A 19965-nucleotide genomic window follows, 5' to 3' on the forward strand; every position below is an offset into this window, starting at 1 on the left:
CGACCTGACCGCGGTGAGTGTTTGGATGTCGGAGCAGGGCCTCGGCGAGGGCCGCTTGGACAACGTCTCCGAGATCACCGGCGGCACCCAGAACGTCATGCTCCGCTTCACCCGATCAGGCCGCGAGTACGTGTTCCGCCGGGGCCCCCGCCACTTGCGGCCGGTGAGCAACAAGGTGATCCTGCGGGAGACCCGGGTGCTGCACGCGCTGGCCGGTACCGATGTCCCGCACCCCCGGCTGATCGCCGTCTGCGCGGACACCTCGGTGCTCGGCGATGCGGTGTTCTATCTGATGGAGCCGGTCGATGGCTTCAACGCAGGAGCCGATCTGCCGGCACTGCATGCCGGCGACCGGCGCATCCGCCACGAGATGGGCCTGTCGATGGCCGCGGCCGCGGCCAAGCTCGGTGCCGTTGACCATATCGCGGTCGGACTGGCCGACTTCGGCAAGCCCGAGGGATTCCTGGAACGCCAAGTGCCGCGGTGGCTTTCCGAGCTGGAGTCCTACCGCGGCTTCGAGAACTACCCGGGGCCCGACATCGGCGACGTCGCCGCCGTGGCCACCTGGCTGCAACAGAACCTGCCCGCCGACTGGCAGCCAGGCATCATGCACGGCGACTACCACGCCGCCAACGTGATGTTCTCCCCGACCGGGCCCGAACTGGCGGCCATCGTCGACTGGGAGATGTGCACGATCGGCGATCCACTGCTGGACCTTGGCTGGATGCTGGCCACCTGGTACGCGCCCGGGCGTGAGTCGGTGCTCGGTAACGCTCTCATGAGCGCGGGCGACCTGGCTACGCCCGACGAACTGGTCGAACGGTACTCGCAGAACAGCACCCGCGACCTGTCCGATATCGACTGGTACACAGTCATGGCCTGTTTCAAGCTCGGCATCATCCTCGAGGGATCGAATGCCCGTGCGGCTGCAGGCTTGGCGCCCAAGGAGATTGGCGACCACCTGCACATCGCGACGGTGCGGTTGTTCGAGCGGGCTTTGGCACTGATGGAGGGACAGCGATGATCGATTTCGAGATTCCGAGGGACCTGGCGGCACAACGTGACGAGATTCGCGCGTTCGTCGTCGACAAAATCGTTCCGTACGAACGAGATCCGCGCGTCACCCGGCACGGGCCGAATGAGGAACTGCGGACCGAACTCGTCGGACTGGCGCGTGACGCCGGCCTGCTGACCTTCCAGGCACCACATCGATTCGGTGGTCGCGAGCCCTCGCACCGCGAGCAGGCGGTGCTGTTCGAAGCCGCCGGCTGGTCCACACTGGGCCCGGTCGCACTCAACTGCGCGGCACCCGACGAGGGCAACATGTTCGTGCTGTCCAAGATCGCCACTGAGGAGCAGGCCGAGAAGTTCCTGGTTCCGGTGATTGATGGCAGGCAGCGGTCGGTGTTCGCGATGACCGAGCCCGGCGGAGCTGGATCCGACCCGAATCAGCTTGCCACCGAAGCGGTTTTCGACGGAACCGACTATGTGATCAACGGCCGTAAGTGGCTGATCACCGGGGCCAATAAGGCGCGGACCTGGATCATCATGGCGCGGGTGGCGCCGAACTCTGATGGCGCTGACGGCCCGACATTGTTCCTGTGCGACGGCCAGACCCCGGGCATCGAGCTCGAGCGTGTGATGGACACGATGGACCGCAACTACGTCGAGGGCCACGGTGTGGTCCGGTTCAACAATCTTCGGTTGCCCGCCACAGCGGTGCTCGGTGAGGTCGGCCAGGCACTGCGGTACGCCCAATTACGCCTGACCCCAGCACGGTTGACGCACTGTATGCGCTGGCTGGGGGCGGCATCGCGGGCTCATTCGATCGCGATCGAGCACGCCAGGACCCGGACCGGATTCGGCAAGCCGCTCGGTGAGCATCAGGGCGTGAGCTTCATGATCGCCGATAACGAGATTGCACTGCAGCAGTGCCGGCTGGCGATCTGGTGGGCCTGTTGGGCGCTGGACACCGGGGCCAAGGGCCGCCATGAGAGTTCGATGGTCAAGGCCTACGTGTCCGAGGAATTGTTCAAGGTGGCCGACCGTTGCGTGCAAATACTGGGCGGCATGGGCATTTCCGATGAAACCCCCGTCGGAGCAATCTTTTCCGATATGCGTGCGTTCCGCATCTACGACGGCCCGACCGAAGTGCACAAGTACGCGATCGCCCGCCAAGTATTGAGGAATCCGTCATGAGTGCACTCGACCTTTTCCGCCTCGACGACAAGGTCGTCATCGTCACCGGAGCGTCCTCGGGCCTCGGGGTGTCGTTCGCCCAGGCATTCGCCGAGGCGGGCGCCAATCTGATGCTCGGTGCCCGGCGCGTGGAGCAACTCGCCAACACCGCGGCCCTCGTCGAACAAGCCGGCCGCAAGGTGCACACCCGCAAGACCGACGTTGCCGACCCTGAGCAATGTCAACAGCTGGTCGATGCCGCGATCAATGAGTTCGGCCGGGTCGACGTGCTGATCAATAACGCCGGCGTCGGCACCGCAGTACCGGCAACCCGCGAAAGCCCCGATGAGTTCCGCAGGGTCATCGACGTCAACCTCAACGGGTCCTACTGGATGGCTCAGTCCTGCGGACGGGTGATGCAGGCTGGAAGCTCGATCATTAATATCGCCAGCATTCTTGGGCTCATCACCGGAGGCCTTCCACAGGCCGCATACAGCGCGTCCAAAGCTGGGGTGATGGGCTTGACTCGCGACCTGGCGCAACAGTGGGGCTCCCGCAAAGGGATTCGCGTCAACGCGCTGGCACCGGGCTTCTTCCAGAGTGAGATGACCGACGAGTATCAGCCCGGCTATCTGGAGCAGCAGCTACCCAGGATTGTGGTCGGCAGACTCGGTGATCCCGCCGAATTGGCCGCTACCGCAATATGGCTCGCGTCTGCCGCCGGCGGTTATGTGACGGGGCAGACAATCGTTGTCGATGGCGGGCTGACCATTACGTAGCGATAACGATCACGCGTCGATTCGACCCCTCTCAGGACCTCCACACGCGCGCTTTGAGGAGTCTCTGGAACGCTTGGGCGATGTGGATCGACCTGTACGTGTTGGCAGCGCTATCCGTCGCCGTCGCCGTCTGGCTGATCAGCCCACGCTTCCAGTCCTACGACCCGCCCGGTGACATCGCACGCGGCTTCTGGTCGGCCGTTGCCGGTGCGCTCTGGCCCCTGCTTCTGGTCGGAGCCGCACAGGTCTACGCCGTCCACTACATCGTGCGCCGGTTTCGCCCCGCCTACTCCGCGAAGCTGGATCTGGCTCCGCGCGCTGCGCTGCAAGACGTCAGCTTGCGCCCCTAACCGCACGTCGGCTTCCCCTCGTCCGCCAATTGCGGCAGAATTCTGTTGCCGCAGGGAGTATCGGCGATAATCAACGCCTAACGAGGAGCAGATCCGTTCGTGAAGGTGCGCGCACAACTAGCATCAGCGGGGCTTGCAGCCCTGGCGATGGCCGCAATCACGCTCTTCCGCCGCTGCGACGGCTTCCGCTGACGACTCGAGCAGCGGTCTTGTGTGGCCGGATCCCAACGAGCCCTACTACTGGGACGCCAATGAGAACGACGGCGGCACCGGCCCGGCCCCGCAGCCGACTGATGATCTGTACTGGAAAGAAGGCCAGGACGCCGGCGGCACGGGGAATGCTCCCCAACCCGACAATCGTGAGTACACCGATGAGGGCGAAAACGCCGGGGCCGTCTAGCCCCGGCCGGTCACGAAGACCAGACCAGCAGCGATCCGCTGCTGGAAAGTTCAGCGCGAGCGCGACGCTCGACCAGTAGTGGGATGAATTCGCGAATCGTGCTGTCGTGGAAACGATCGTGGGCGTTGGCGACGGTCCGGGCGACGTGATCACGGGGCAGGTCGGAGTAGGTAGCGGCCAAGCGGTCGAAAACCTGTTCCATCAACATAACTTCACTTACGTTTGCCACACTTTTCACTCTCCGTCAAGGGACGAGCGTCGTCAATTTGACGTTCGTCACGGTGCCGGTTCGCAGAAGTGACGGGCCACAGCGGGTGTGCGCGCGGTGGGGAGCAATACGGTCAGCGACAGGACCCCGTTGAATCCCGTCCCGAGGCCGATGAGCAATTGGATCGGTGTGGAGATCTCCCGCTGGGTGAAGTAGTGCACCTGCGCGGCGTAGTCGACCGGCGTGCTCCACCAGTTGCGGAGGTGCGGGCCGAACACGGCAAAGCTTTTAGATAGCGGTGACAAGCGAAGTGCGCCCGAAGGGATTCGAACCCCTAACCTTCTGATCCGTAGTCAGATGCTCTATCCGTTGAGCTACGGGCGCCGTACATCTTCAATTGTTCGTGGCTGACGAGTCAGCCGCGGCGGAGGCGAGAGGATTTGAACCTCCGGTCCCCTTTAAGGGGGACAACTCATTAGCAGTGAGTCCCATTCGGCCACTCTGGCACGCCTCCTGAACTACTTGAGGGTACCGGAGCCTGGTCGAAGCCCGGAACCGCCGATGGATGAGAGTACACAGGGGTGACGGCTCGTGGCAAAGCAGCCTCCACACCCACCTACACTTGACCGAATGACCGCCCGCTTGCGCCCTGAACTGGCCGAGCTACCGGCCTATACCCCGGGTAAGACCGTGCTGGGCGCCGTCAAGCTGGCCAGCAACGAGACCGTACATGGCCCGCTGCCCAGCGTGCGTGCCGCGATCGCGGCAGCCGCCGAGACCATCAACCGCTACCCCGACAACGGCTATGTGGAGCTCAAGGAGCACCTGGCCAAGCATGTCGATTTCGCCCCCGAACACATCGCCGTCGGCTGCGGGTCGGTGAGCCTGTGCCAGCAGCTCATCCAGATCACCTCCTCGGTGGGCGACGAGGTGCTCTTCGGCTGGCGCAGCTTCGAGATCTATCCGCTGCAGGTGCGGGTGGCCGGCGCCACCGCGGTGCAGGTGCCGCTGCGCGACTACACCTTCGACCTGGACGCCATGCTGGCCGCAATCACCGATCGCACCCGGCTGATCTTTGTCTGCAACCCCAACAACCCGACCGGCACCGTCGTCGACCCCGACGAACTGGCCCGCTTCGTCGCCGCCGTGCCCTCGGACATCCTCATCGCCATCGACGAGGCCTACGTCGAGTACATCCGCGACGGTATGCTCCCCGACAGCCTCGGCTTGGCCCGCAATCATCCCAATGTCGTTGTGCTGCGGACTTTTTCCAAGGCATACGGCCTTGCCGGCCTGCGGATCGGCTATGCCGTGGGCGACCCCGGCATCATCACCGCGCTGGGCAAGGTGTACGTGCCGTTCGCTGCGACCACCGTCTCGCAGGCTGCCGCGATCGCCTCGGTGAACGCCGCCAAGGAACTGCTGGCCCGCACAGACGCCGTGGTCTCCGAGCGCCGCCGGGTCTGCGCCACGCTGACCGAGGCGGGCTACACGTTCCCGCCACCGCAGGCCAACTTCGTCTGGCTGCCCCTATCCCCCGAACAGACGCCCGACTTCGTCGAGCAGGCCGCGGCGGCTCGCGTGCTGGTTCGCCCCTACGGCACCGACGGTGTGCGGGTGAGCATCGGTGCACCCGAGGAGAACGACACGTTCCTGGCGTTCGCACGGACATGGATCACGGTCCGCTGAAAGCCGCCATCGGGCTGTAAACCATTGGCCTGCTGGATATCTGGGAGCTCAGCGCCCGCGCAAATGCCAGACGCGTCTCGAACGACTGACGGTCGGCGACCGCCCGCTGGGACGTCGAGGCGATATGAAACCCGGCGGTTCCGGCGCCGACGAGGGCCTCCCTCGGATCGCGGCCACCCCACTCCCATCGCTGCCGGTAGTGGCGCACCAGCTCGGCGTAGGGCTCGATGGGGGCGGAACCGACCGGACCAGGTCACCTTGTCGCTGTCCCAAAAATGCCGAAATAGCCGGTATCCCTAGCGATTTCGGTCCCACTGATCATCGGTTGTCACGTGAAAAAGCTCGGCCTGCGCGGTCCCGTTCCCCTTGCCGATCATCAATTCGACTCGACCGTCGGACAAATTGTCCAGCGTCAAGTAGTCCTCGAAGGCCCGCACCGGGTCCAGCAGACTCAACGTCGTTACCGTGGTGAATAACCCGATCCGCGACGTCCCCGCCGCGATATTGCTCAACACCACCGGTGGCGAGGACTAGATGAACGGATCCTGCTGCCGTTCGCCTACCGCGAAACCATCGAAGGCGAGCTGTTCAGCGAACACCGCGGAATCGAGGACCGCACGTAGCCGTGTCGCGGCGCTCGTCTTCTCCCCCGTGACGGGGTCTGGCTGGCGTGCGATGAGGGTTAACGGCAAGAACTTCATGGCCATGCCTTCGACTAGGGGAACGACTAGACCGTGAATCACGACGATTCTCAAGGGTTTTCATCGGCGTGATTCAATCCCGTTCAGACGCCCTGACCTCGCCACCAGTCACCTGTTAGGCTGCGGCCAAGCGACAGGCGGCCCTTGGCGTCAATTCATTGGAGAAGGTTCATGAGCATCGCCGATGACATCACTCAGCTGACCGGGAAGACGCCGTTGGTGCGGCTTCGCCGGGTCACCGATGGTGCGGTGGCCGACGTGGTCGCCAAGCTGGAGTCCTTCAATCCGGCGGGCAGCGTCAAAGACCGCCTCGGCGTGGCGTTGATCGACGCGGCCGAGAAGGTCGGCCTGATCAAGGAAGACACCATCATCCTGGAACCGACCAGCGGCAACACCGGCATCGCGCTCGCGATGGTGTCCGCCGCGCGCGGCTACCGATGCGTGCTGACAATGCCCGAAACCATGAGCATCGAACGGCGGATGCTGCTGCGCGCCTACGGCGCCGAACTCGTTCTCACCCCGGGTGCCGAGGGCATGTCCGGTGCGATCGCCAAGGCTGAGGAGCTGGCCAAGACCGACCAGCGCTACTTCATTCCGCAGCAGTTCGAGAACCCGGCCAACCCCGCGATCCACCGCGCCACCACCGCCGAGGAGATCTGGGCCGATACCGACGGGGAGGTCGACATCTTCGTAGCCGGGGTCGGCACCGGCGGCACCATCACCGGCGTCGGCGAGGTGCTCAAGGAACGCAAACCCTCGGTTCAGATCATCGCGGTCGAGCCCGCCGCCTCACCGGTCCTCTCCGGTGGTCAAAAGGGCCCGCACCCGATCCAGGGCATCGGCGCCGGGTTCGTCCCGGCCGTGCTGGACACCGACGTGGTCGATGAGATCGTCACCGTGGCCAACGAGGATGCCCTCGACCTGGCCCGGCGCCTGGCCCGCGAGGAAGGCCTGCTTTCCGGCATATCCTCGGGCGCGGCGGTGTGGGCCGCCCGTGAGGTCGCCCGCCGACCGGAGAACGCGGGCAAGCTCATCGTGGTCGTGCTGCCCTCCTTCGGCGAGCGCTACCTGAGCACCGTGCTCTTTTCGGATCTGGCCGACTGACCAATGCCCTGGCAAATTCTCAGCGACGTCCGGTCGGTCAAGGAACGCGACCCCGCCGCGCGCTCGACGCTGGAGATCATCCTGGTGTACCCGGGACTGCACGCGGTGTGGATTCACCGCATCACCCATCGGCTGTGGCAGCGTGGCGCCAAACTTCCCGCGCGGGTACTCGCCGAGATCGGCCGCATCCTGACCGGGGTTGAGATACACCCCGGCGCGGTCCTGGGCAGTGGAGTGTTCATCGACCATGCCACCGGCGTGGTGATCGGCGAAACCGCGGTAGTCGGCAACGACGTCACGATCTACCACGGCGTCACGCTGGGCGGCATCAGTCTCGATCGGGGAAAGCGGCACCCGACGATCGAAGACGGGGTGACCATCGGTGCGGGTGCAAAAGTATTGGGCGCCATCACTATTGGCGAAGGCAGTCAGATCGGCGCGAACTCCGTCGTCGTCAAGGAGGTGCCACCCGGTTCGGTGGTGGTCGGCGTCCCTGGACAAATCATCGGACGGCCCGCCGGCGGGCAGACCGAGACCGACCAATCCAATCTGCCCGACCCACTCGGTGTCAGCCTTCACACGCTGCTCAGCCGGGTGTCCAAGCTGGAGTCACGGGCTGACGGCCCCGGCACCGAACGCGTGATCCGGCCCCCCGAGGCCGGCGTCTGGTACGGCGAAGACTTCTCCATCTGACGCCACTGCCAGCTCTGCCACCACTGCGTCGAGTCCGCAGTCGCGTAGCGCTCGGCGTTGCCGCACAGCGCCGTTGCCGTTGACGAGACGGTGCCGCAACGATTGTCGGACTTCTCCGAGCCTGGCGAGCGTTCATCGCGCCGGGTCTGGCACTGGTCGGCCTGGTGATCTCGTTCGTGCTGATCCTGCAGAACCTGCCCGGCCTGGTCGGTACCTCCACCCCGATCGCCGTAGGAGTGGTTGCACGGCTCGTCGCTGTGTTCGCACTCGGCGCCGGCATCGCGGCGCACGTCCGCACGTCCGCACGTCCGCACGTCCGCACGTAACCCTGGAGTGAGCGCAGGCGGCTTCGCGCCGTAACCTTCATGGTCATGAGCGAGCCGTACGAATCCCTCACTGTCGAGGTCAAGGACCACATCGCCCAGGTCACGCTGATCGGCCCGGGCAAAGGCAATGCGATGGGCCCGGCGTTCTGGACGGAAATGCCGGTGGTCTTCGCCGACCTCGACGCCGATCCTGACGTCCGAGCCATCGTGCTGACCGGGTCGGGCGGCAACTTTAGCTACGGCCTGGACCTGATCGCGATGGGGGACACCATCGGTGGCGCCATGTCCACCGAGGTGTCGGCCCGCCCGCGCAAGGAGTTCCACACCAAGCTCAAGCGCATGCAGCAATCGATCACCGCGGTGGCCGATTGCCGCACCCCTACGATCGCAGCGATACACGGCTGGTGCATCGGTGGTGGCGTCGACCTCATCAGCGCGGTCGATATCCGCTACGCCAGCGCCGATGCGAAGTTCTCGGTGCGCGAGGTCAAGTTGTCGATCGTCGCCGATGTCGGCAGCCTGGCACGGTTGCCCTACATCGTGTCCGACGGGCATCTGCGCGAACTGGCCCTGACCGGCAAGGACATCGATGCCGCACGCGCCGAGAAGATCGGTCTGGTCAACGACATCTATTCCGACGCCGCGGCCACGCTGGCTGCCGCGCACGCAACGGCCGCCGAGATCGCGGCCAATTCACCGCTGGTCACCCACGGGATCAAGGACGTCCTCGATGAGCAGCGCACGGCCGACGTGGCGGCGAGCCTGCGTTACGTGGCGGCCTGGAACGCGGCCTTCCTGCCGTCCAGGGACCTGTCCGAAGCCATCTCGGCGATGTTCAGCAAGCGGAGGCCGGAATTCACCGGCGAGTAGCAGCTAACTGCCGGCCTTGATGGCCGGAACTGCTTTTGTGGTCGCCAGTGCCGTCGGCTCATCTGTCGGCTGGAGCGTCGTGGTTGCACCCATACTCATGTTGGCGACCGCCGGTGACGAATAGGCGGGCATCTTCGTCTCGTGGCCCGAGTCGGCGGTGACGCTTCCGTTACCCGAGACCGGGGCTGGGTGGGTCAGACCGAACAGGCCGAGTATGACAATCGCGCCGCCGCCCACAACGGTACCCAGCAACCTCTTATCCAAAGCCAAGCTGTTAGGAAGCTTCTTGGGGGAGGACATGTTGACCAGCACCTTTCAGGACATCTTTTGCGTAGCTTCGACAAGCCGGGCGACTCACGTGAGCCGCCAAGCAACTATTCCAAAGCCTTGCACCTGTTATATGCCCCGACCAACCCAAAAGGCACGTGTCCCCAGCTGATCCACAGAAGTCCGTAGCCAGCTGCGCAGGTGAAAGACAGCATCCGGATACGGTGGGATTGCGACGCAGGAAACCGCGGAGTCTTTCGAATTGCCTTGGTGCAGAGACTAGCTCGATGCACTACGCAAACCGCTCGCCGGCCAAAAGCGGTGGCGGAGGGATTTGAACCCCCGGACGGTGTTAGCCGTCTCTCGCTTTCAAGGCGAGTGCATTAGGCCGCTCTGCCACGCCACCGCCGATAAGCGTAGCGGTTCAGACGCGGCCGATCTTCGCCGAGCTACCGCCGCTCTTCAACGAGGCGTTGATGCGGCGGCAGTTCTCCCCCATGGCCGCCATCTGCGGGCGCGACAACGGGCCCAGGAAGTTCTCCCGAACACCCTTCGCGTACGTCAGCATCGCCTCTTCGACGACCTCACGACCCTGATCGGTGATGCCGGCCAGAACGCTTCGCCCGTCGTCGGGACTGGCCTCCCGACGGACCAATCCGGCTGTCTCCAGCCGGCGGATCTGTCGGGTTACCCGGCTGGGCAGTGACATGAGTTGCTCGGCCAGATCCCCCATCCGCGCCGACCCGGATTCGGAGTTGTCCAATATCTGCAGTAAGCGAACGTCGACCAAGTTCAACTTGTGCTGACCGACGAGTCCCCGATTCAGTGTTCCGTAGAGCCGCAGTGCCGCGTCGAGGAAGTTCTGCCAAGCTCTTTGCTCGGCGATATCCAACCCCGGCATCTCACTGGCGGTCCGCCCCGCGATGATCCCTCCCATTGCGCAATCGTAAGCGACACAGCGCGGTACGAGGCCGAAATGGCTCGGGAGTAACCTGATTCGATGCTGGCCATCGTCGCTGAATCCACTGATCGCCTGATCTGGCGGGAGATACCCGACGTTTCACCCGCACCTGGCGAGGTGTTGATCAAGGTCATCACCGCCGGCGTCAATCGTGCCGACCTGCTACAGGCAGCCGGGCACTACCCGCCCCCACCGGGAGCGAGTGACACCCTGGGGCTGGAAGTCTCCGGCGTGATCGCGGCCGTGGGTGACGGTGTATCGGATTGGTCTGTCGGACAAGATGTTTGCGCTCTCCTGGCCGGGGGCGGCTACGCCCAATATGTGGCGGTGCCGGCCCGGCAGGTGATGCCTGTTCCCGCCGGAATCAGCGTGGCCGACGCGGCAGCACTGCCGGAGGTGGCCTGCACGGTGTGGTCGAACCTCGTCATGACCGCGCACCTCGCGACCGGCGAGTTGCTCCTTATTCACGGTGGCGCCAGCGGGATCGGCACTCACGCCATCCAGGTCGCCACGGCGCTGAACAGTCGGGTCGCGGTGACCGCGGGCTCGCTGTCCAAGCTCGATCTGTGCGCAGAACTCGGCGCCGAACTCCTAATCTCCTATCGCGACGACGATTTCGTCGCACGCGTTAATAAAGAGGCGGGCGGCGCCAACGTCATTTTTGACATCATGGGCGCGGCGTATCTGGATCGGAACCTCGACGCGCTCGCTCCCGATGGGCGGCTCGTCATCATCGGCATGCAGGGTGGGATCAAAGCCGAACTGAATATCGCCAAGATGGTGCCCAAGCGGCTGAGCGTGATCGCTACCTCGTTGCGCGGCCGGCCCGTCGACGGCGGCAACGGCAAGGGCGCCATCGTTGACGCGGTGGTGGACTCGGTGTGGCCGATGATCGCCGGCGGCCGGGTCCGCCCGATCATCGGCGCCCGATTCCCCATCACCGAAGCCGCCGAAGCGCATCGGGTGCTGGCCGCCGGTGAGACGTTCGGGAAGGTTCTGCTGACTATCGGGCAGTGAGCGTCAGCCCAATGACGCGAGCGCCCGCACGAGCTGATCGACTTCGGCCAGTGTCGAGTAGTGCGCTAGCCCGACGGTGACCGCGCCGCCGATGTCGTCGACGCCGATCAGATCCAGAACCCGCGAATTGGCATTGGAGACGGCCAGGATTCCATTATCGGCCAACCGCTGGACCACCCGCTCGGCGGGTACGCCGGTGACCGCGAAACTGGCCACCGGGATGTGCACCTCGGGCCGGCCGATCACCATCACCAGCGGTAGCGACCGCAGCGATGTCATGAGGTAGTCGAACAATCCGCCGAGGTAAGAACCCGCGGATTGCATTGACAGCGCGAGCCTTTCGCGGCGGGTGCCGCGCGCTGACTCGTCCAGACCGGCCAGGTATTCGATGCTGGCGACCACACCGGCCAGCAGGCCGTACTGGTGCCCGCCCAATTCCAGCCGAGCCGGACCACTGGCGTGCGGGTCCATCGACACCGATCCGAACGTGTCGATCAGTGAGGGGTTACGGAACACCAGTGCGCCGATCGGCGGGCCGCCCCAGGCCGACGCGTTGAGCGCGACCACATCGGCTTCGATCTCATCGATGTCCAACAGCTGATACGGCGCCGCCGCCGAGTGGTCCACCACGACCAGCCCGCTGACGTCATGCACAAGTTTGGTGACCGCCCCGACGTCGGTGATCGTGCCCAGCGTCGATGACGCCGAGGACATGGCCACCAACTTGGTGGGCGGCGTGATCAGGCTTTCCCACTGCCACGATGGCAGCTCGCCGGTTTCGATATCGACCTCGGCCCATTTGACCTTGGCCCCGTACCGGCTGGCCGCGCGCAGCCACGGCGCGACGTTTGCCTCATCGTCGAGCCGGCTGACAACCACCTCGTAGCCGATCCCAGCCCGTGAGGAGGACGCGTCGGCCAGTGACGTCAGCAGGACCGAGCGGTCGGAGCCAAGCACCACCCCGCCCGGATCGCCGTTGACCAGATCGGCCACCGCCCGGCGGGCGGCTTCCAACACCGCCACGGAGCGCCGCGCTGCCGGGTGGGGGCTGGCCGTATTGGGCACCGAACCGCGGAATGCCGTCGACACCGTGGTAGCCACCGACTCGGGAATCAACATCCCGGCCTGAGCGTCGAAGCGCATCCACCCATCGCCCAGCGCTGGGTGCAGACCACGCACCCGGGCGACGTCGTATGCCATGGAGCCCACCTTAAAGCGTTGGCGATTCCGCGATCGAGACAGCAATGGCGCCGGCGGTCCCCCAAGGACAGGATCACCTGGCCCGCCATACTAGTCCAGTGAGCTTCGTGTTCGGACTGATGATCGCGGTCTTGCTGCTGATCCTGCCGGGTGCGGTGGTGGCGGCGGCCGGGCGGCTGAGTTGGCCCGTCGCGCTCGGGGTGGGCCCGGTGCTGACGTACGGCGTTGTGGGCCTGGCCATCATCCCGTTTGGCGCGATCGGCATCCGGTGGAACACCTGGACGGCATTGCTGGCACTGGCCATCGTGACGGCGGCGGTACTTGGTTTGCGGATTCCGCTCGGCCGGTACCGGGCCACCAATCCGACCACCGCCGCGGTGTCACTGTGGCCTGCGCTGACGGTGGCCGCCGGAGTGATCCTGGGCGCACTGTCCATCGCCCTGGCGGCCTGGCTCGGCATGCCGCACTGGCAGTCGATCCCGAGTAACTGGGATTCGGTCTGGCATGCCAACACCATCCGCTGGATCCTCGACACCGGACAGGCGTCGTCGACCCACATGGGTGAGCTGCGCAACGTCGAAACCCACGCCGCTCTCTATTACCCCTCGGTGTTTCACGCGCTGGGCGCCGTCCTGGCCCAGCTGATCGGCGCCGCACCGACCACCGCCTACACGTTGAGCTCACTGGCGGGGGCGGTGTGGCTGTTCCCGCTCAGCGCCGCGCTGCTGACCTGGCAGCTGTTGCGTCCCCGCACGTCGCAGTGGCGTACGGCAGGAGCGGCCGCCACCGCGGCCGCGCTGTCGGCGTCGTTCACCGCGGTGCCCTACGTCGAATTCGACACTGCCTCGATGCCGAACATGGTGGCGTACGGCCTCGCGGTGCCGACGTTCGTGCTAATCGTGTCGTCGTTGCAGCACCGGGACCGCATCCCGCTGGCGGTGCTGGCGTTGATCGGTGTGTTCTCGGTGCACATCACCGGTGGCGCGGTCGTCGTCACGTTCGTGGTGGCGTGGTGGCTGCTGGACGCACTGTGGCGTCCGGTGCAGGGACGGCTGCGCGACTTCATCACGCTGGTCGCGATCGCCGTCCCGTCGCTGGCGGTGCTGCTCCCGCAGTTCCTCGGGGTGCTGCAACAGGCCGAGGTGATCGCCGGGCACGCCTTCGTCACGCATCTGAGCCGTAAGCGGACGCTGTTCAACGCGATCGTCCAGCACACCCGGCACCTCAACGACTTTCCGATCCAGAACATCCTGATCGCCCTCGCCGGGATCGGCTTCCTGCTGCTGCTCACCAAGCGCATCTGGTGGCCGGCCGCGGTGTGGCTGCTGATGGTGGTGTCGATCGTGCATTCGGGGGTGCCATTCGGCGGCCCGATCGGGGCGATCATCGGCAAGTACAGCGACCTGTTCTACAGTGACCCGCGCCGACTGTCCGCGGTGGTGACGCTGCTGCTGACGCCGATGGCCGGGATCGCTCTGTACGCTGCGGCGCTGCTGGTCGTGGCCGGTGCCCGCCGGCTGACGCAACGATGGGCCGCCGCGAGGGATCCTGACCGCGGATTCTGGATCGGCGCCACAGCGGTGCTGCTACTGGCCGTCACCATCGGTTTGGCCTGGCACTACTTCCCTCGGCACCGCTACCTGATGGGCGAGAAGTACGACAGGGTGATGATCGACAGCAAGGATTTGGAAGCGATGGCCTACCTGGCCAGCTTGCCCGGCGCCCGCGACACTCTGATCGGCAACGCCAACACCGATGGCACGGCCTGGATGTACGCAGTGGCCGATCTGCACCCGCTGTGGACGCACTACGACTACCCCGTGCAACAGGGACCGGGCTACCACCGCTTCATCTTCTGGGCCTATGCCGACGACGCCGACCGCGATCCGCGGATCGCGGAGTCCGTTAAGGCACTGAACATCCGATACGTGCTGACGGGTAGCCGGGTCGTCCGCGGGTTCGTCATGCCCGACGGACTAGTGTCACTAGACAAGTCCAAGTCGTGGGCGAAGATCTACGACAACGGCGAAGCTCGCATCTACCAATGGCGCGGATCTTCGCCACCGGGCACCCAATAACAATGGGACACGAAGGAACCTTCACTTCCATGACGACGAACACAGACGACGACAGCATCGAGATCATCACCGGACTCGAGGGCGACGACGCCGAGGGACGCTCCGTCACCGACCTGGTGGAGCAGCCGGCGAAGGTGATGCGAATCGGCACCATGATCAAGCAGCTGCTCGAAGAGGTGCGGGCCGCACCGCTGGACGACGCAAGCCGCAGCCGGCTGCGCGAGATCCACGCGACGTCCATCCGCGAGCTCGAAGACGGCCTGGCCCCCTCGCTGCGCGAGGAACTCGAACGGCTGGCGCTGCCATTCAGCGATGACTCCATCCCGTCGGATGCCGAGCTGCGTATCGCGCAGGCACAACTGGTCGGCTGGCTCGAGGGTCTGTTCCACGGAATCCAGACCGCGTTGTTCGCCCAGCAGATGGCTGCCCGCGCGCAACTGGAGCACACGCGCGGCGGCCAGGGTGCGCTTCCCCCTGGCATCGCCCAGGCCGGTCCGCCCGGAGCCCCCGGTCACAGCACCGGGCAGTACCTGTAGTCACCACGGTGGCTGCTGACGACCCTTTCATCGAAACCCGCGACGCCTGGGTCGAGTTTCCGATCTTCGACGCCAAGACGCGTTCGCTGAAGAAGACGTTCCTGGGTGCGGCCGGCGGTGCGATCGGGCGCAACACTGAAAACGTCGTCGTCATCGAAGCGCTGCGGGACATCACGTTGTCGCTGAAGATGGGCGACCGGGTTGGCCTAGTGGGCCACAACGGCGCGGGCAAGTCCACGCTGCTGCGGCTGCTGTCGGGGATCTACGAACCGACCCGCGGTTCGGCCACGGTCCGCGGCCGGGTGGCACCCGTCTTCGACCTCGGCGTCGGGATGGATCCGGAGATCTCCGGCTACGAGAACATCATCATCCGCGGCCTGTTCCTGGGACAGACGCGCAAGCAGATGGCGGCCAAGGTCGACGAGATCGCCGACTTCACCGAGCTCGGCGAATACCTGTCGATGCCACTGCGGACCTACTCCACCGGTATGCGGGTGCGGCTGGCCATGGGTGTGGTCACCAGCATCGACCCCGAGATCCTGTTGCTCGACGAGGGCATCGGCGCGGTGGACGCCGACTTCCTCAAGAAGGCGCAGTCGCGATTGCAGAGCCTGGTCGAACGATCCGGAATCCTGGTCTTCGCCAGCCATTCCAACGAGTTTCTGGCACGGCTGTGCAAGAACGCGATGTGGATCGACCACGGCACCATCAAGATGGCCGGCGGCATCGAAGACGTGGTGCGGGCTTACGAGGGTGAGGACGCCGCACGGCATGTGCGGGAGGTGCTCGAGGAGCACAAGAGCGACTGGTCGGACGGGGTCGCCACCCCGTGACCGACAAGGTGTGCGCGGTCGTCGTGACGCATCGCCGTCCCGATGAGCTGGCCAAGTCGCTGGACGCCCTGAGTACGCAAACCCGCATGGTCGACCATCTGATCGTCGTCGACAACGATCGCGATGACCGGGTGCGTGACCTGGTCGCCGGCCAGCCAATCCCGTCGACCTACCTCGGTTCACGCCGAAACCTCGGTGGGGCAGGCGGATTCGCGTTGGGCATGCTGCACGCCCTGACGCTGGGCGCGGACTGGGTGTGGCTGGCCGACGATGACGGGCGCCCCGAGGGACCGTCGGTTTTGGCCACCCTGCTCGATTGCGCTTCACGGCACGGATTGGCCGAGGTGTCGCCAATGGTGTGCGATATCGAAGACCCAGACCGGTTCGCTTTTCCGGTACGCCAAGGCCTGACCTGGCATCGACATCCGCACGAACTGAACGGCGAAGATCTGCTTCGCGGCTACGCATCGCTGTTCAACGGTGCGCTGTTCCGCGCCGAGGCGCTGGAAGCTGTTGGCCTACCAGATTTCCGGCTCTTCATCCGCGGCGACGAGGTGGACATGCACCGGCGGCTGGTGTTGTCGGGTCTACCGTTCGGCACGTGCCTGAAAGCGACGTATCTGCACCCGCACGGCAGCGACGAGTTCAAGCCGATCCTCGGCGGGCGCATGCACACTCAGTATCCGGACGATCCGACCAAGCGATTCTTCACCTACCGCAACCGCGGCTACCTGCAGGCCCAGCGCGGTCAACGCAAGCTGGCGCCGCAGGAGTGGGTGCGATTCGGATGGTTCTTCTTAGTGCAGCGCCGGGATCCGGCGGGGTTCGCCGAGTGGGTTCGATTGCGGCGCATGGGTAGGCGCGAAAGGTTCAGCAGATGACGTTCATTGACGCCGCGGCCCAGTCGAAGACCTTCCGTCGCGCGTGGGGTGATCTGGCCGACGGATACCGCAAGCGCGAACTGTGGCTGCACCTGGGCTGGCAGGACATCAAGCAGAAGTACCGTCGCTCGGTGCTCGGCCCGTTCTGGATCACGATCGCCACTGGAACGACCGCCGTCGCGATGGGCGCGCTGTACTCGCAGCTGTTTCACCTCGAGCTGTCCGAGCATCTGCCCTATGTGACGCTGGGACTGATCATCTGGAACATGATCAACGCCGCGATCCTCGAGGGCTCCGACGTGTTCATCGCCAACGAGGGTTTGATCAAACAGCTGCCGACGCCGTTGAGCGTGCACGTGTATCGGCTGGTGTGGCGGCAGATGATTCTGTTCGCGCACAACATCGTCATCTACGTGGTGATCGCGATCATCTTTCCGAAGCACTGGACGTGGCCCGACCTGGCGGCGATCCCGGCGTTGCTGTTGATCATGCTGAACTGCGTGTGGGTGTCGTTCTGCTTCGGCATCCTGGCCACCCGCTACCGCGATATCGGTCCGCTGCTGTTCTCGATCGTGCAGCTGTTGTTCTTCATGACGCCGATCATCTGGAACGACAACACACTTCAGCAGCAGGGCGCCGGACAGTGGGCGAAGATCATCGAGCTCAACCCGCTGCTGCACTATCTCGACATCCTGCGGGCTCCCCTGCTGGGCGCCGACCAACACTGGCGACACTGGGCCGTCGTGATAGCGCTGACCGTGATCGGCTGGGTGGTCGCGGCATTCGCGCTGCGGCAATATCGCGCGCGCGTGCCGTACTGGGTCTAGCCGCGGGTGGCCGCGGGCTCCGCACTATTCGCCGCGTCGCTGGCCGAGGACGGACCGCCACCCGACCGCTTCCTGGTCGGGCTCGGTCGACATAGCGCGTAGACCGAACCGTCACCGATGTCCTGAGACATCACAACATCAATTGTCAGACCCTGGTGGCATACTCGCACACATGTTCGATGCCAGGTTGGGGGATATGAGCGATGCGGCGGCGGTGGATGCCATCGTCGACGAAGCCCGACTGGAAGCTCAAGCTGCGGCGCGACGGTTGGCGAGGATCGCCGGATTGGTGGCGCAGCGGTGTTCCGATGATGAGCGAGCGCATTGGGCCTGCGATGCGTGGGACGCCCTCGCCGCCGAGCTGTCAGCCGCACTGGCGGTGACCCACGGCCGGGCATCGGCGGAGATGACGCTGGCGATGTCGCTGCGCCATCGGTTCCCCCGGGTGGGCGCCCTGTTCCTGGCTGGAGAGCTCAGTTATCGGGTGTGCGAGGCGATCGTGGATCGCACCTACCTAGTACAAGACCGAGGCATCATCGCGATCCTGGATCGGGCAATCGCTGAGGACGCCGTGGCGTGGGGTCCGATGTCCAAGCTGAAACTGCAGCGGGCGATCGACTACTGGGTGGATCGTTACGACCCCGGTGCCGTGCGCCGCACCCGCGCTTGGGTGCGGGATCGCGATATCGTCGTCGATACGCGCCATGCCCATGACGGGGTCGTCGAGATCCGGGGATCAGTCCAGCAGACTGACGGTGTCGTGATCGAACGCCGGTTGACGCAGATGGCGCACGCCGTGTGTGAGGACGATCCCCGAACGATCGGGCAGCGCCGCGCCGATGCGATGGGGGCGATCGCCGCCGGCTCGGATCATCTGGCCTGCCTGTGCGGCAACCGCGACTGCCCCGCCGCCGAACCCGACGGGCGCGCGGCCAGTGTGGTCGTGCACGTGGTGGCCGACGCGGATGTCCTTGACGCCCAATCTGATCCAGCCATGCACGGCGAAGAGCCCGCGGCAGGTGGGGTGCTGACCGGCAATCGCGGAATCGTGCCCGCGCCGCTGTTGGCCGAACTCATCCGCTCTGGCGCGAAAGTCCGCCGCCTGCGCCGCCCGAGTGACGATCCCGAACCGCAGTATCGGCCCTCAACAGCGTTGGATGAGTTCGTCAGGATGCGGGACATGACCTGCCGCTACCCGCACTGCGATATGCCCGCCGAGTATTGCGATGTCGACCACACCATCCCCTGGCCGTGGGGACCCACCCACGCTTCAAACCTGGCGTGCAAATGCCGAAAACACCACCTGCTCAAGACCTTCTGGGCCGGCTGGGATGATCAACAAGACCCCGATGGCACGATCACGTGGACCTCACCAGGTGGCAGAATCTATCGCACTCAACCCGGAAGCCGCCTGCTCATCCCGCGCTGGAACGTCACCACCGCAACACTGCCCGCACCAGTCGGCGAACCCCCGCCCACCATCGGGCTCATGATGCCCACCCGACGAAAAACCCGCGCCGCCCAACGCGCCTACCGCATCGCCGCCGAACGCAACCGCCCACCACCGTTCTAACTGGGGTATGCCCCGTGCTCGGGCTCCGGCCCGAAGACAAACCGCCTGCCGGACATATCGTTCGGAGTGATGCGCACGAAGCGCAGCTTCTCGGTCGCGATCCACGGTAAGAGCTGTGCCCGGTCCGCTTCGTGGATCTCATCGGCTGCGGTCAGCACCTGCGCAGTCCCGCGAATGACGACACTCCAACCCTCGACCACGTTGTGATCGTCGACTTCGAAAAGCACCTTGTCATTCATCACGGTGCCGAAAAGCTTTGTGCCTTCGGCAGTCCGGAAAAGCACCGTGTGCCCCTGAGTCACGAAGTTGACCGGGAAGATCTCCAGCTCACCGCCGACGTTCGTCACCAGCCGGCCCAGCGCGACGCTCTTCAGCAGCTCCCAGCTCTCATCCTCGCTGAGTACCGTGATCGGGTCGTGTTCGCCTGTCATACGCGGATTATCCCTCGGCAACTACTACGCGCATAGGGTCCAACGGCCTTCCGGACGAGGCCG

23 protein-coding genes, 3 tRNA genes and 1 pseudogene are annotated in these 19965 nt (G+C 65.1%); 17 read left to right on the forward strand and 10 right to left on the reverse strand.

Annotated elements, in window-relative coordinates:
• Nucleotides 1-25: 25 nt before the first annotated feature.
• The 5 genes from G6N13_RS06515 (at nt 26) to G6N13_RS06535 (ending at nt 3707) form a co-directional block, all read left to right on the forward strand.
• Entirely contained in the window at nt 26-1024 is a 999-nt protein-coding gene (locus tag G6N13_RS06515; protein WP_163701795.1) for a phosphotransferase family protein, read from the forward strand.
• Nucleotides 1021-2199, forward strand: a complete 1179-nt coding sequence (locus G6N13_RS06520) for an acyl-CoA dehydrogenase family protein (RefSeq protein ID WP_163695426.1) — start codon at nt 1021-1023, stop codon at nt 2197-2199. The genes G6N13_RS06515 and G6N13_RS06520 overlap by 4 nt, the downstream gene beginning before the upstream one ends.
• Nucleotides 2196-2957, forward strand: a complete 762-nt coding sequence (locus tag G6N13_RS06525) for an SDR family NAD(P)-dependent oxidoreductase (RefSeq protein ID WP_163695429.1) — start codon at nt 2196-2198, stop codon at nt 2955-2957. Before G6N13_RS06520 ends, G6N13_RS06525 begins: the two co-directional genes overlap by 4 nt.
• An 80-nt stretch (nt 2958-3037) precedes the next feature.
• Nucleotides 3038-3307, forward strand: a complete 270-nt coding sequence (locus G6N13_RS06530; RefSeq protein WP_163695432.1) for a hypothetical protein — start codon at nt 3038-3040, stop codon at nt 3305-3307.
• A gap of 211 nt (nt 3308-3518) precedes the next feature.
• On the forward strand, nt 3519-3707 hold the full coding sequence (locus G6N13_RS06535; protein WP_163695434.1) for a hypothetical protein: 189 nt from the start codon (nt 3519-3521) through the stop codon (nt 3705-3707).
• A gap of 10 nt (nt 3708-3717) precedes the next feature.
• Here the strand turns inward: G6N13_RS06535 and G6N13_RS06540 are convergent, their stop codons facing one another.
• The 4 genes from G6N13_RS06540 to G6N13_RS06555 form a co-directional block, all read right to left on the reverse strand.
• Nucleotides 3718-3909: a three-helix bundle dimerization domain-containing protein gene (locus G6N13_RS06540; RefSeq protein WP_235677949.1), complete on the reverse strand. Its 192-nt coding sequence runs from the start codon at nt 3907-3909 to the stop codon at nt 3718-3720.
• A gap of 74 nt (nt 3910-3983) precedes the next feature.
• On the reverse strand, nt 3984-4193 hold the full coding sequence (locus G6N13_RS06545; protein WP_163695436.1) for a hypothetical protein: 210 nt from the start codon (nt 4191-4193) through the stop codon (nt 3984-3986).
• 33 nt (nt 4194-4226) lie between these two features.
• Nucleotides 4227-4299, reverse strand: a tRNA-Arg gene (locus G6N13_RS06550).
• A gap of 41 nt (nt 4300-4340) precedes the next feature.
• Nucleotides 4341-4429 (reverse strand) — tRNA-Ser (locus tag G6N13_RS06555).
• A 116-nt stretch (nt 4430-4545) separates the two neighbouring features.
• Here G6N13_RS06555 and hisC point away from each other — a divergent pair.
• Nucleotides 4546-5604, forward strand: coding sequence for a histidinol-phosphate transaminase (gene hisC / locus G6N13_RS06560; protein ID WP_163695439.1), 1059 nt, complete (start codon nt 4546-4548; stop codon nt 5602-5604).
• A gap of 55 nt (nt 5605-5659) precedes the next feature.
• Here hisC and G6N13_RS06565 read toward each other — a convergent pair.
• Nucleotides 5660-6305: pseudogene (locus tag G6N13_RS06565) on the reverse strand (LLM class flavin-dependent oxidoreductase); the annotation flags it as partial.
• A 171-nt stretch (nt 6306-6476) separates the two neighbouring features.
• On the opposite strand from G6N13_RS06565, the gene cysK reads away from it, so the two are divergent.
• The 4 genes from cysK to G6N13_RS06585 all read left to right on the forward strand — a co-directional run bounded on the left by cysK (nt 6477) and on the right by G6N13_RS06585 (nt 9298).
• A complete protein-coding gene (gene cysK, locus G6N13_RS06570; protein ID WP_163695441.1) occupies nt 6477-7409 on the forward strand; it encodes a cysteine synthase A in 933 nt (310 codons plus the stop codon).
• Between the two features lie 3 nt (nt 7410-7412).
• A complete protein-coding gene (gene cysE, locus G6N13_RS06575; protein WP_163695444.1) occupies nt 7413-8102 on the forward strand; it encodes a serine O-acetyltransferase in 690 nt (229 codons plus the stop codon).
• Between the two features lie 164 nt (nt 8103-8266).
• Nucleotides 8267-8428 (forward strand): hypothetical protein, encoded by a 162-nt coding sequence (locus G6N13_RS06580; protein WP_163695447.1) that lies wholly within the window; start codon nt 8267-8269, stop codon nt 8426-8428.
• A gap of 45 nt (nt 8429-8473) precedes the next feature.
• Entirely contained in the window at nt 8474-9298 is an 825-nt protein-coding gene (locus tag G6N13_RS06585; protein ID WP_163695449.1) for a crotonase/enoyl-CoA hydratase family protein, read from the forward strand.
• Between the two features lie 3 nt (nt 9299-9301).
• Here the strand turns inward: G6N13_RS06585 and G6N13_RS06590 are convergent, their stop codons facing one another.
• The 3 genes from G6N13_RS06590 to G6N13_RS06600 all read right to left on the reverse strand — a co-directional run bounded on the left by G6N13_RS06590 (nt 9302) and on the right by G6N13_RS06600 (nt 10502).
• Complete coding sequence (locus tag G6N13_RS06590) at nt 9302-9610, reverse strand: hypothetical protein (protein ID WP_163695452.1); 309 nt, start codon at nt 9608-9610, stop codon at nt 9302-9304.
• A gap of 274 nt (nt 9611-9884) precedes the next feature.
• A tRNA-Ser gene (locus G6N13_RS06595) sits at nt 9885-9971 on the reverse strand.
• Nucleotides 9972-9989: 18 nt separating this feature from the next.
• The gene (locus G6N13_RS06600; RefSeq protein WP_163695455.1) at nt 9990-10502 is read right to left on the reverse strand and encodes a MarR family winged helix-turn-helix transcriptional regulator; all 513 of its coding nucleotides are present in this window, start codon (nt 10500-10502) and stop codon (nt 9990-9992) included.
• Between the two features lie 63 nt (nt 10503-10565).
• On the opposite strand from G6N13_RS06600, the gene G6N13_RS06605 reads away from it, so the two are divergent.
• Nucleotides 10566-11543 carry an NAD(P)H-quinone oxidoreductase gene (locus tag G6N13_RS06605; RefSeq protein WP_163695458.1) on the forward strand — a complete coding sequence of 326 codons (978 nt, stop codon included), beginning with the start codon at nt 10566-10568 and terminating at the stop codon, nt 11541-11543.
• A 3-nt stretch (nt 11544-11546) separates the two neighbouring features.
• On the opposite strand, the gene G6N13_RS06610 is transcribed toward G6N13_RS06605, so the two are convergent.
• Nucleotides 11547-12743, reverse strand: coding sequence for a cysteine desulfurase-like protein (locus G6N13_RS06610; protein WP_163695460.1), 1197 nt, complete (start codon nt 12741-12743; stop codon nt 11547-11549).
• A gap of 98 nt (nt 12744-12841) precedes the next feature.
• Between G6N13_RS06610 and G6N13_RS06615 the strand changes: the two genes are divergently transcribed.
• From G6N13_RS06615 to G6N13_RS06640, 6 genes are all read left to right on the forward strand, one after another.
• Nucleotides 12842-14821 carry a DUF6541 family protein gene (locus G6N13_RS06615; protein WP_163695462.1) on the forward strand — a complete coding sequence of 660 codons (1980 nt, stop codon included), beginning with the start codon at nt 12842-12844 and terminating at the stop codon, nt 14819-14821.
• Nucleotides 14822-14850: 29 nt separating this feature from the next.
• Entirely contained in the window at nt 14851-15357 is a 507-nt protein-coding gene (locus G6N13_RS06620) for a bacterial proteasome activator family protein (RefSeq protein ID WP_163695465.1), read from the forward strand.
• 8 nt (nt 15358-15365) lie between these two features.
• Nucleotides 15366-16190 (forward strand): galactan export ABC transporter ATP-binding subunit Wzt/RfbE, encoded by an 825-nt coding sequence (wzt, locus tag G6N13_RS06625; protein WP_163695468.1) that lies wholly within the window; start codon nt 15366-15368, stop codon nt 16188-16190.
• Nucleotides 16187-17071, forward strand: coding sequence for a galactofuranosyltransferase GlfT1 (gene glfT1 / locus G6N13_RS06630; protein ID WP_163695470.1), 885 nt, complete (start codon nt 16187-16189; stop codon nt 17069-17071). Before wzt ends, glfT1 begins: the two co-directional genes overlap by 4 nt.
• Nucleotides 17068-17898, forward strand: a complete 831-nt coding sequence (gene wzm / locus G6N13_RS06635) for a galactan export ABC transporter permease subunit Wzm/RfbD (protein WP_163695473.1) — start codon at nt 17068-17070, stop codon at nt 17896-17898. Before glfT1 ends, wzm begins: the two co-directional genes overlap by 4 nt.
• A gap of 172 nt (nt 17899-18070) precedes the next feature.
• Nucleotides 18071-19471 (forward strand): HNH endonuclease signature motif containing protein, encoded by a 1401-nt coding sequence (locus tag G6N13_RS06640; RefSeq protein ID WP_235677950.1) that lies wholly within the window; start codon nt 18071-18073, stop codon nt 19469-19471.
• Here G6N13_RS06640 and G6N13_RS06645 read toward each other — a convergent pair.
• On the reverse strand, nt 19468-19902 hold the full coding sequence (locus tag G6N13_RS06645) for a pyridoxamine 5'-phosphate oxidase family protein (protein ID WP_163695476.1): 435 nt from the start codon (nt 19900-19902) through the stop codon (nt 19468-19470). The two genes, G6N13_RS06640 and G6N13_RS06645, sit on opposite strands and share 4 nt — an antisense overlap.
• Nucleotides 19903-19965: the final 63 nt, after the last annotated feature.

The sequence above is a fragment of the Mycolicibacterium sarraceniae genome, from assembly GCF_010731875.1.
Classification (GTDB): Bacteria; Actinomycetota; Actinomycetes; order Mycobacteriales; family Mycobacteriaceae; genus Mycobacterium; species Mycobacterium sarraceniae.

Coding starts and splice junctions, on each gene's coding strand:
- G6N13_RS06520 (WP_163695426.1), top strand. CDS start 1,021: ATGATCGATTTCGAGATTCCGAGGGACCTGGCGGCACAACGTGACGAG.
- G6N13_RS06620 (WP_163695465.1), top strand. CDS start 14,851: ATGACGACGAACACAGACGACGACAGCATCGAGATCATCACCGGACTC.
- G6N13_RS06640 (WP_235677950.1), top strand. CDS start 18,071: ATGTTCGATGCCAGGTTGGGGGATATGAGCGATGCGGCGGCGGTGGAT.
- cysE (WP_163695444.1), top strand. CDS start 7,413: ATGCCCTGGCAAATTCTCAGCGACGTCCGGTCGGTCAAGGAACGCGAC.
- G6N13_RS06610 (WP_163695460.1), bottom strand. CDS start 12,743: ATGGCATACGACGTCGCCCGGGTGCGTGGTCTGCACCCAGCGCTGGGC.
- G6N13_RS06525 (WP_163695429.1), top strand. CDS start 2,196: ATGAGTGCACTCGACCTTTTCCGCCTCGACGACAAGGTCGTCATCGTC.
- G6N13_RS06515 (WP_163701795.1), top strand. CDS start 26: ATGTCGGAGCAGGGCCTCGGCGAGGGCCGCTTGGACAACGTCTCCGAG.
- G6N13_RS06600 (WP_163695455.1), bottom strand. CDS start 10,502: ATGGGAGGGATCATCGCGGGGCGGACCGCCAGTGAGATGCCGGGGTTG.
- cysK (WP_163695441.1), top strand. CDS start 6,477: ATGAGCATCGCCGATGACATCACTCAGCTGACCGGGAAGACGCCGTTG.
- G6N13_RS06605 (WP_163695458.1), top strand. CDS start 10,566: ATGCTGGCCATCGTCGCTGAATCCACTGATCGCCTGATCTGGCGGGAG.
- G6N13_RS06530 (WP_163695432.1), top strand. CDS start 3,038: ATGTGGATCGACCTGTACGTGTTGGCAGCGCTATCCGTCGCCGTCGCC.
- hisC (WP_163695439.1), top strand. CDS start 4,546: ATGACCGCCCGCTTGCGCCCTGAACTGGCCGAGCTACCGGCCTATACC.
- wzm (WP_163695473.1), top strand. CDS start 17,068: ATGACGTTCATTGACGCCGCGGCCCAGTCGAAGACCTTCCGTCGCGCG.
- G6N13_RS06540 (WP_235677949.1), bottom strand. CDS start 3,909: ATGGAACAGGTTTTCGACCGCTTGGCCGCTACCTACTCCGACCTGCCC.
- G6N13_RS06585 (WP_163695449.1), top strand. CDS start 8,474: ATGAGCGAGCCGTACGAATCCCTCACTGTCGAGGTCAAGGACCACATC.
- G6N13_RS06645 (WP_163695476.1), bottom strand. CDS start 19,902: ATGACAGGCGAACACGACCCGATCACGGTACTCAGCGAGGATGAGAGC.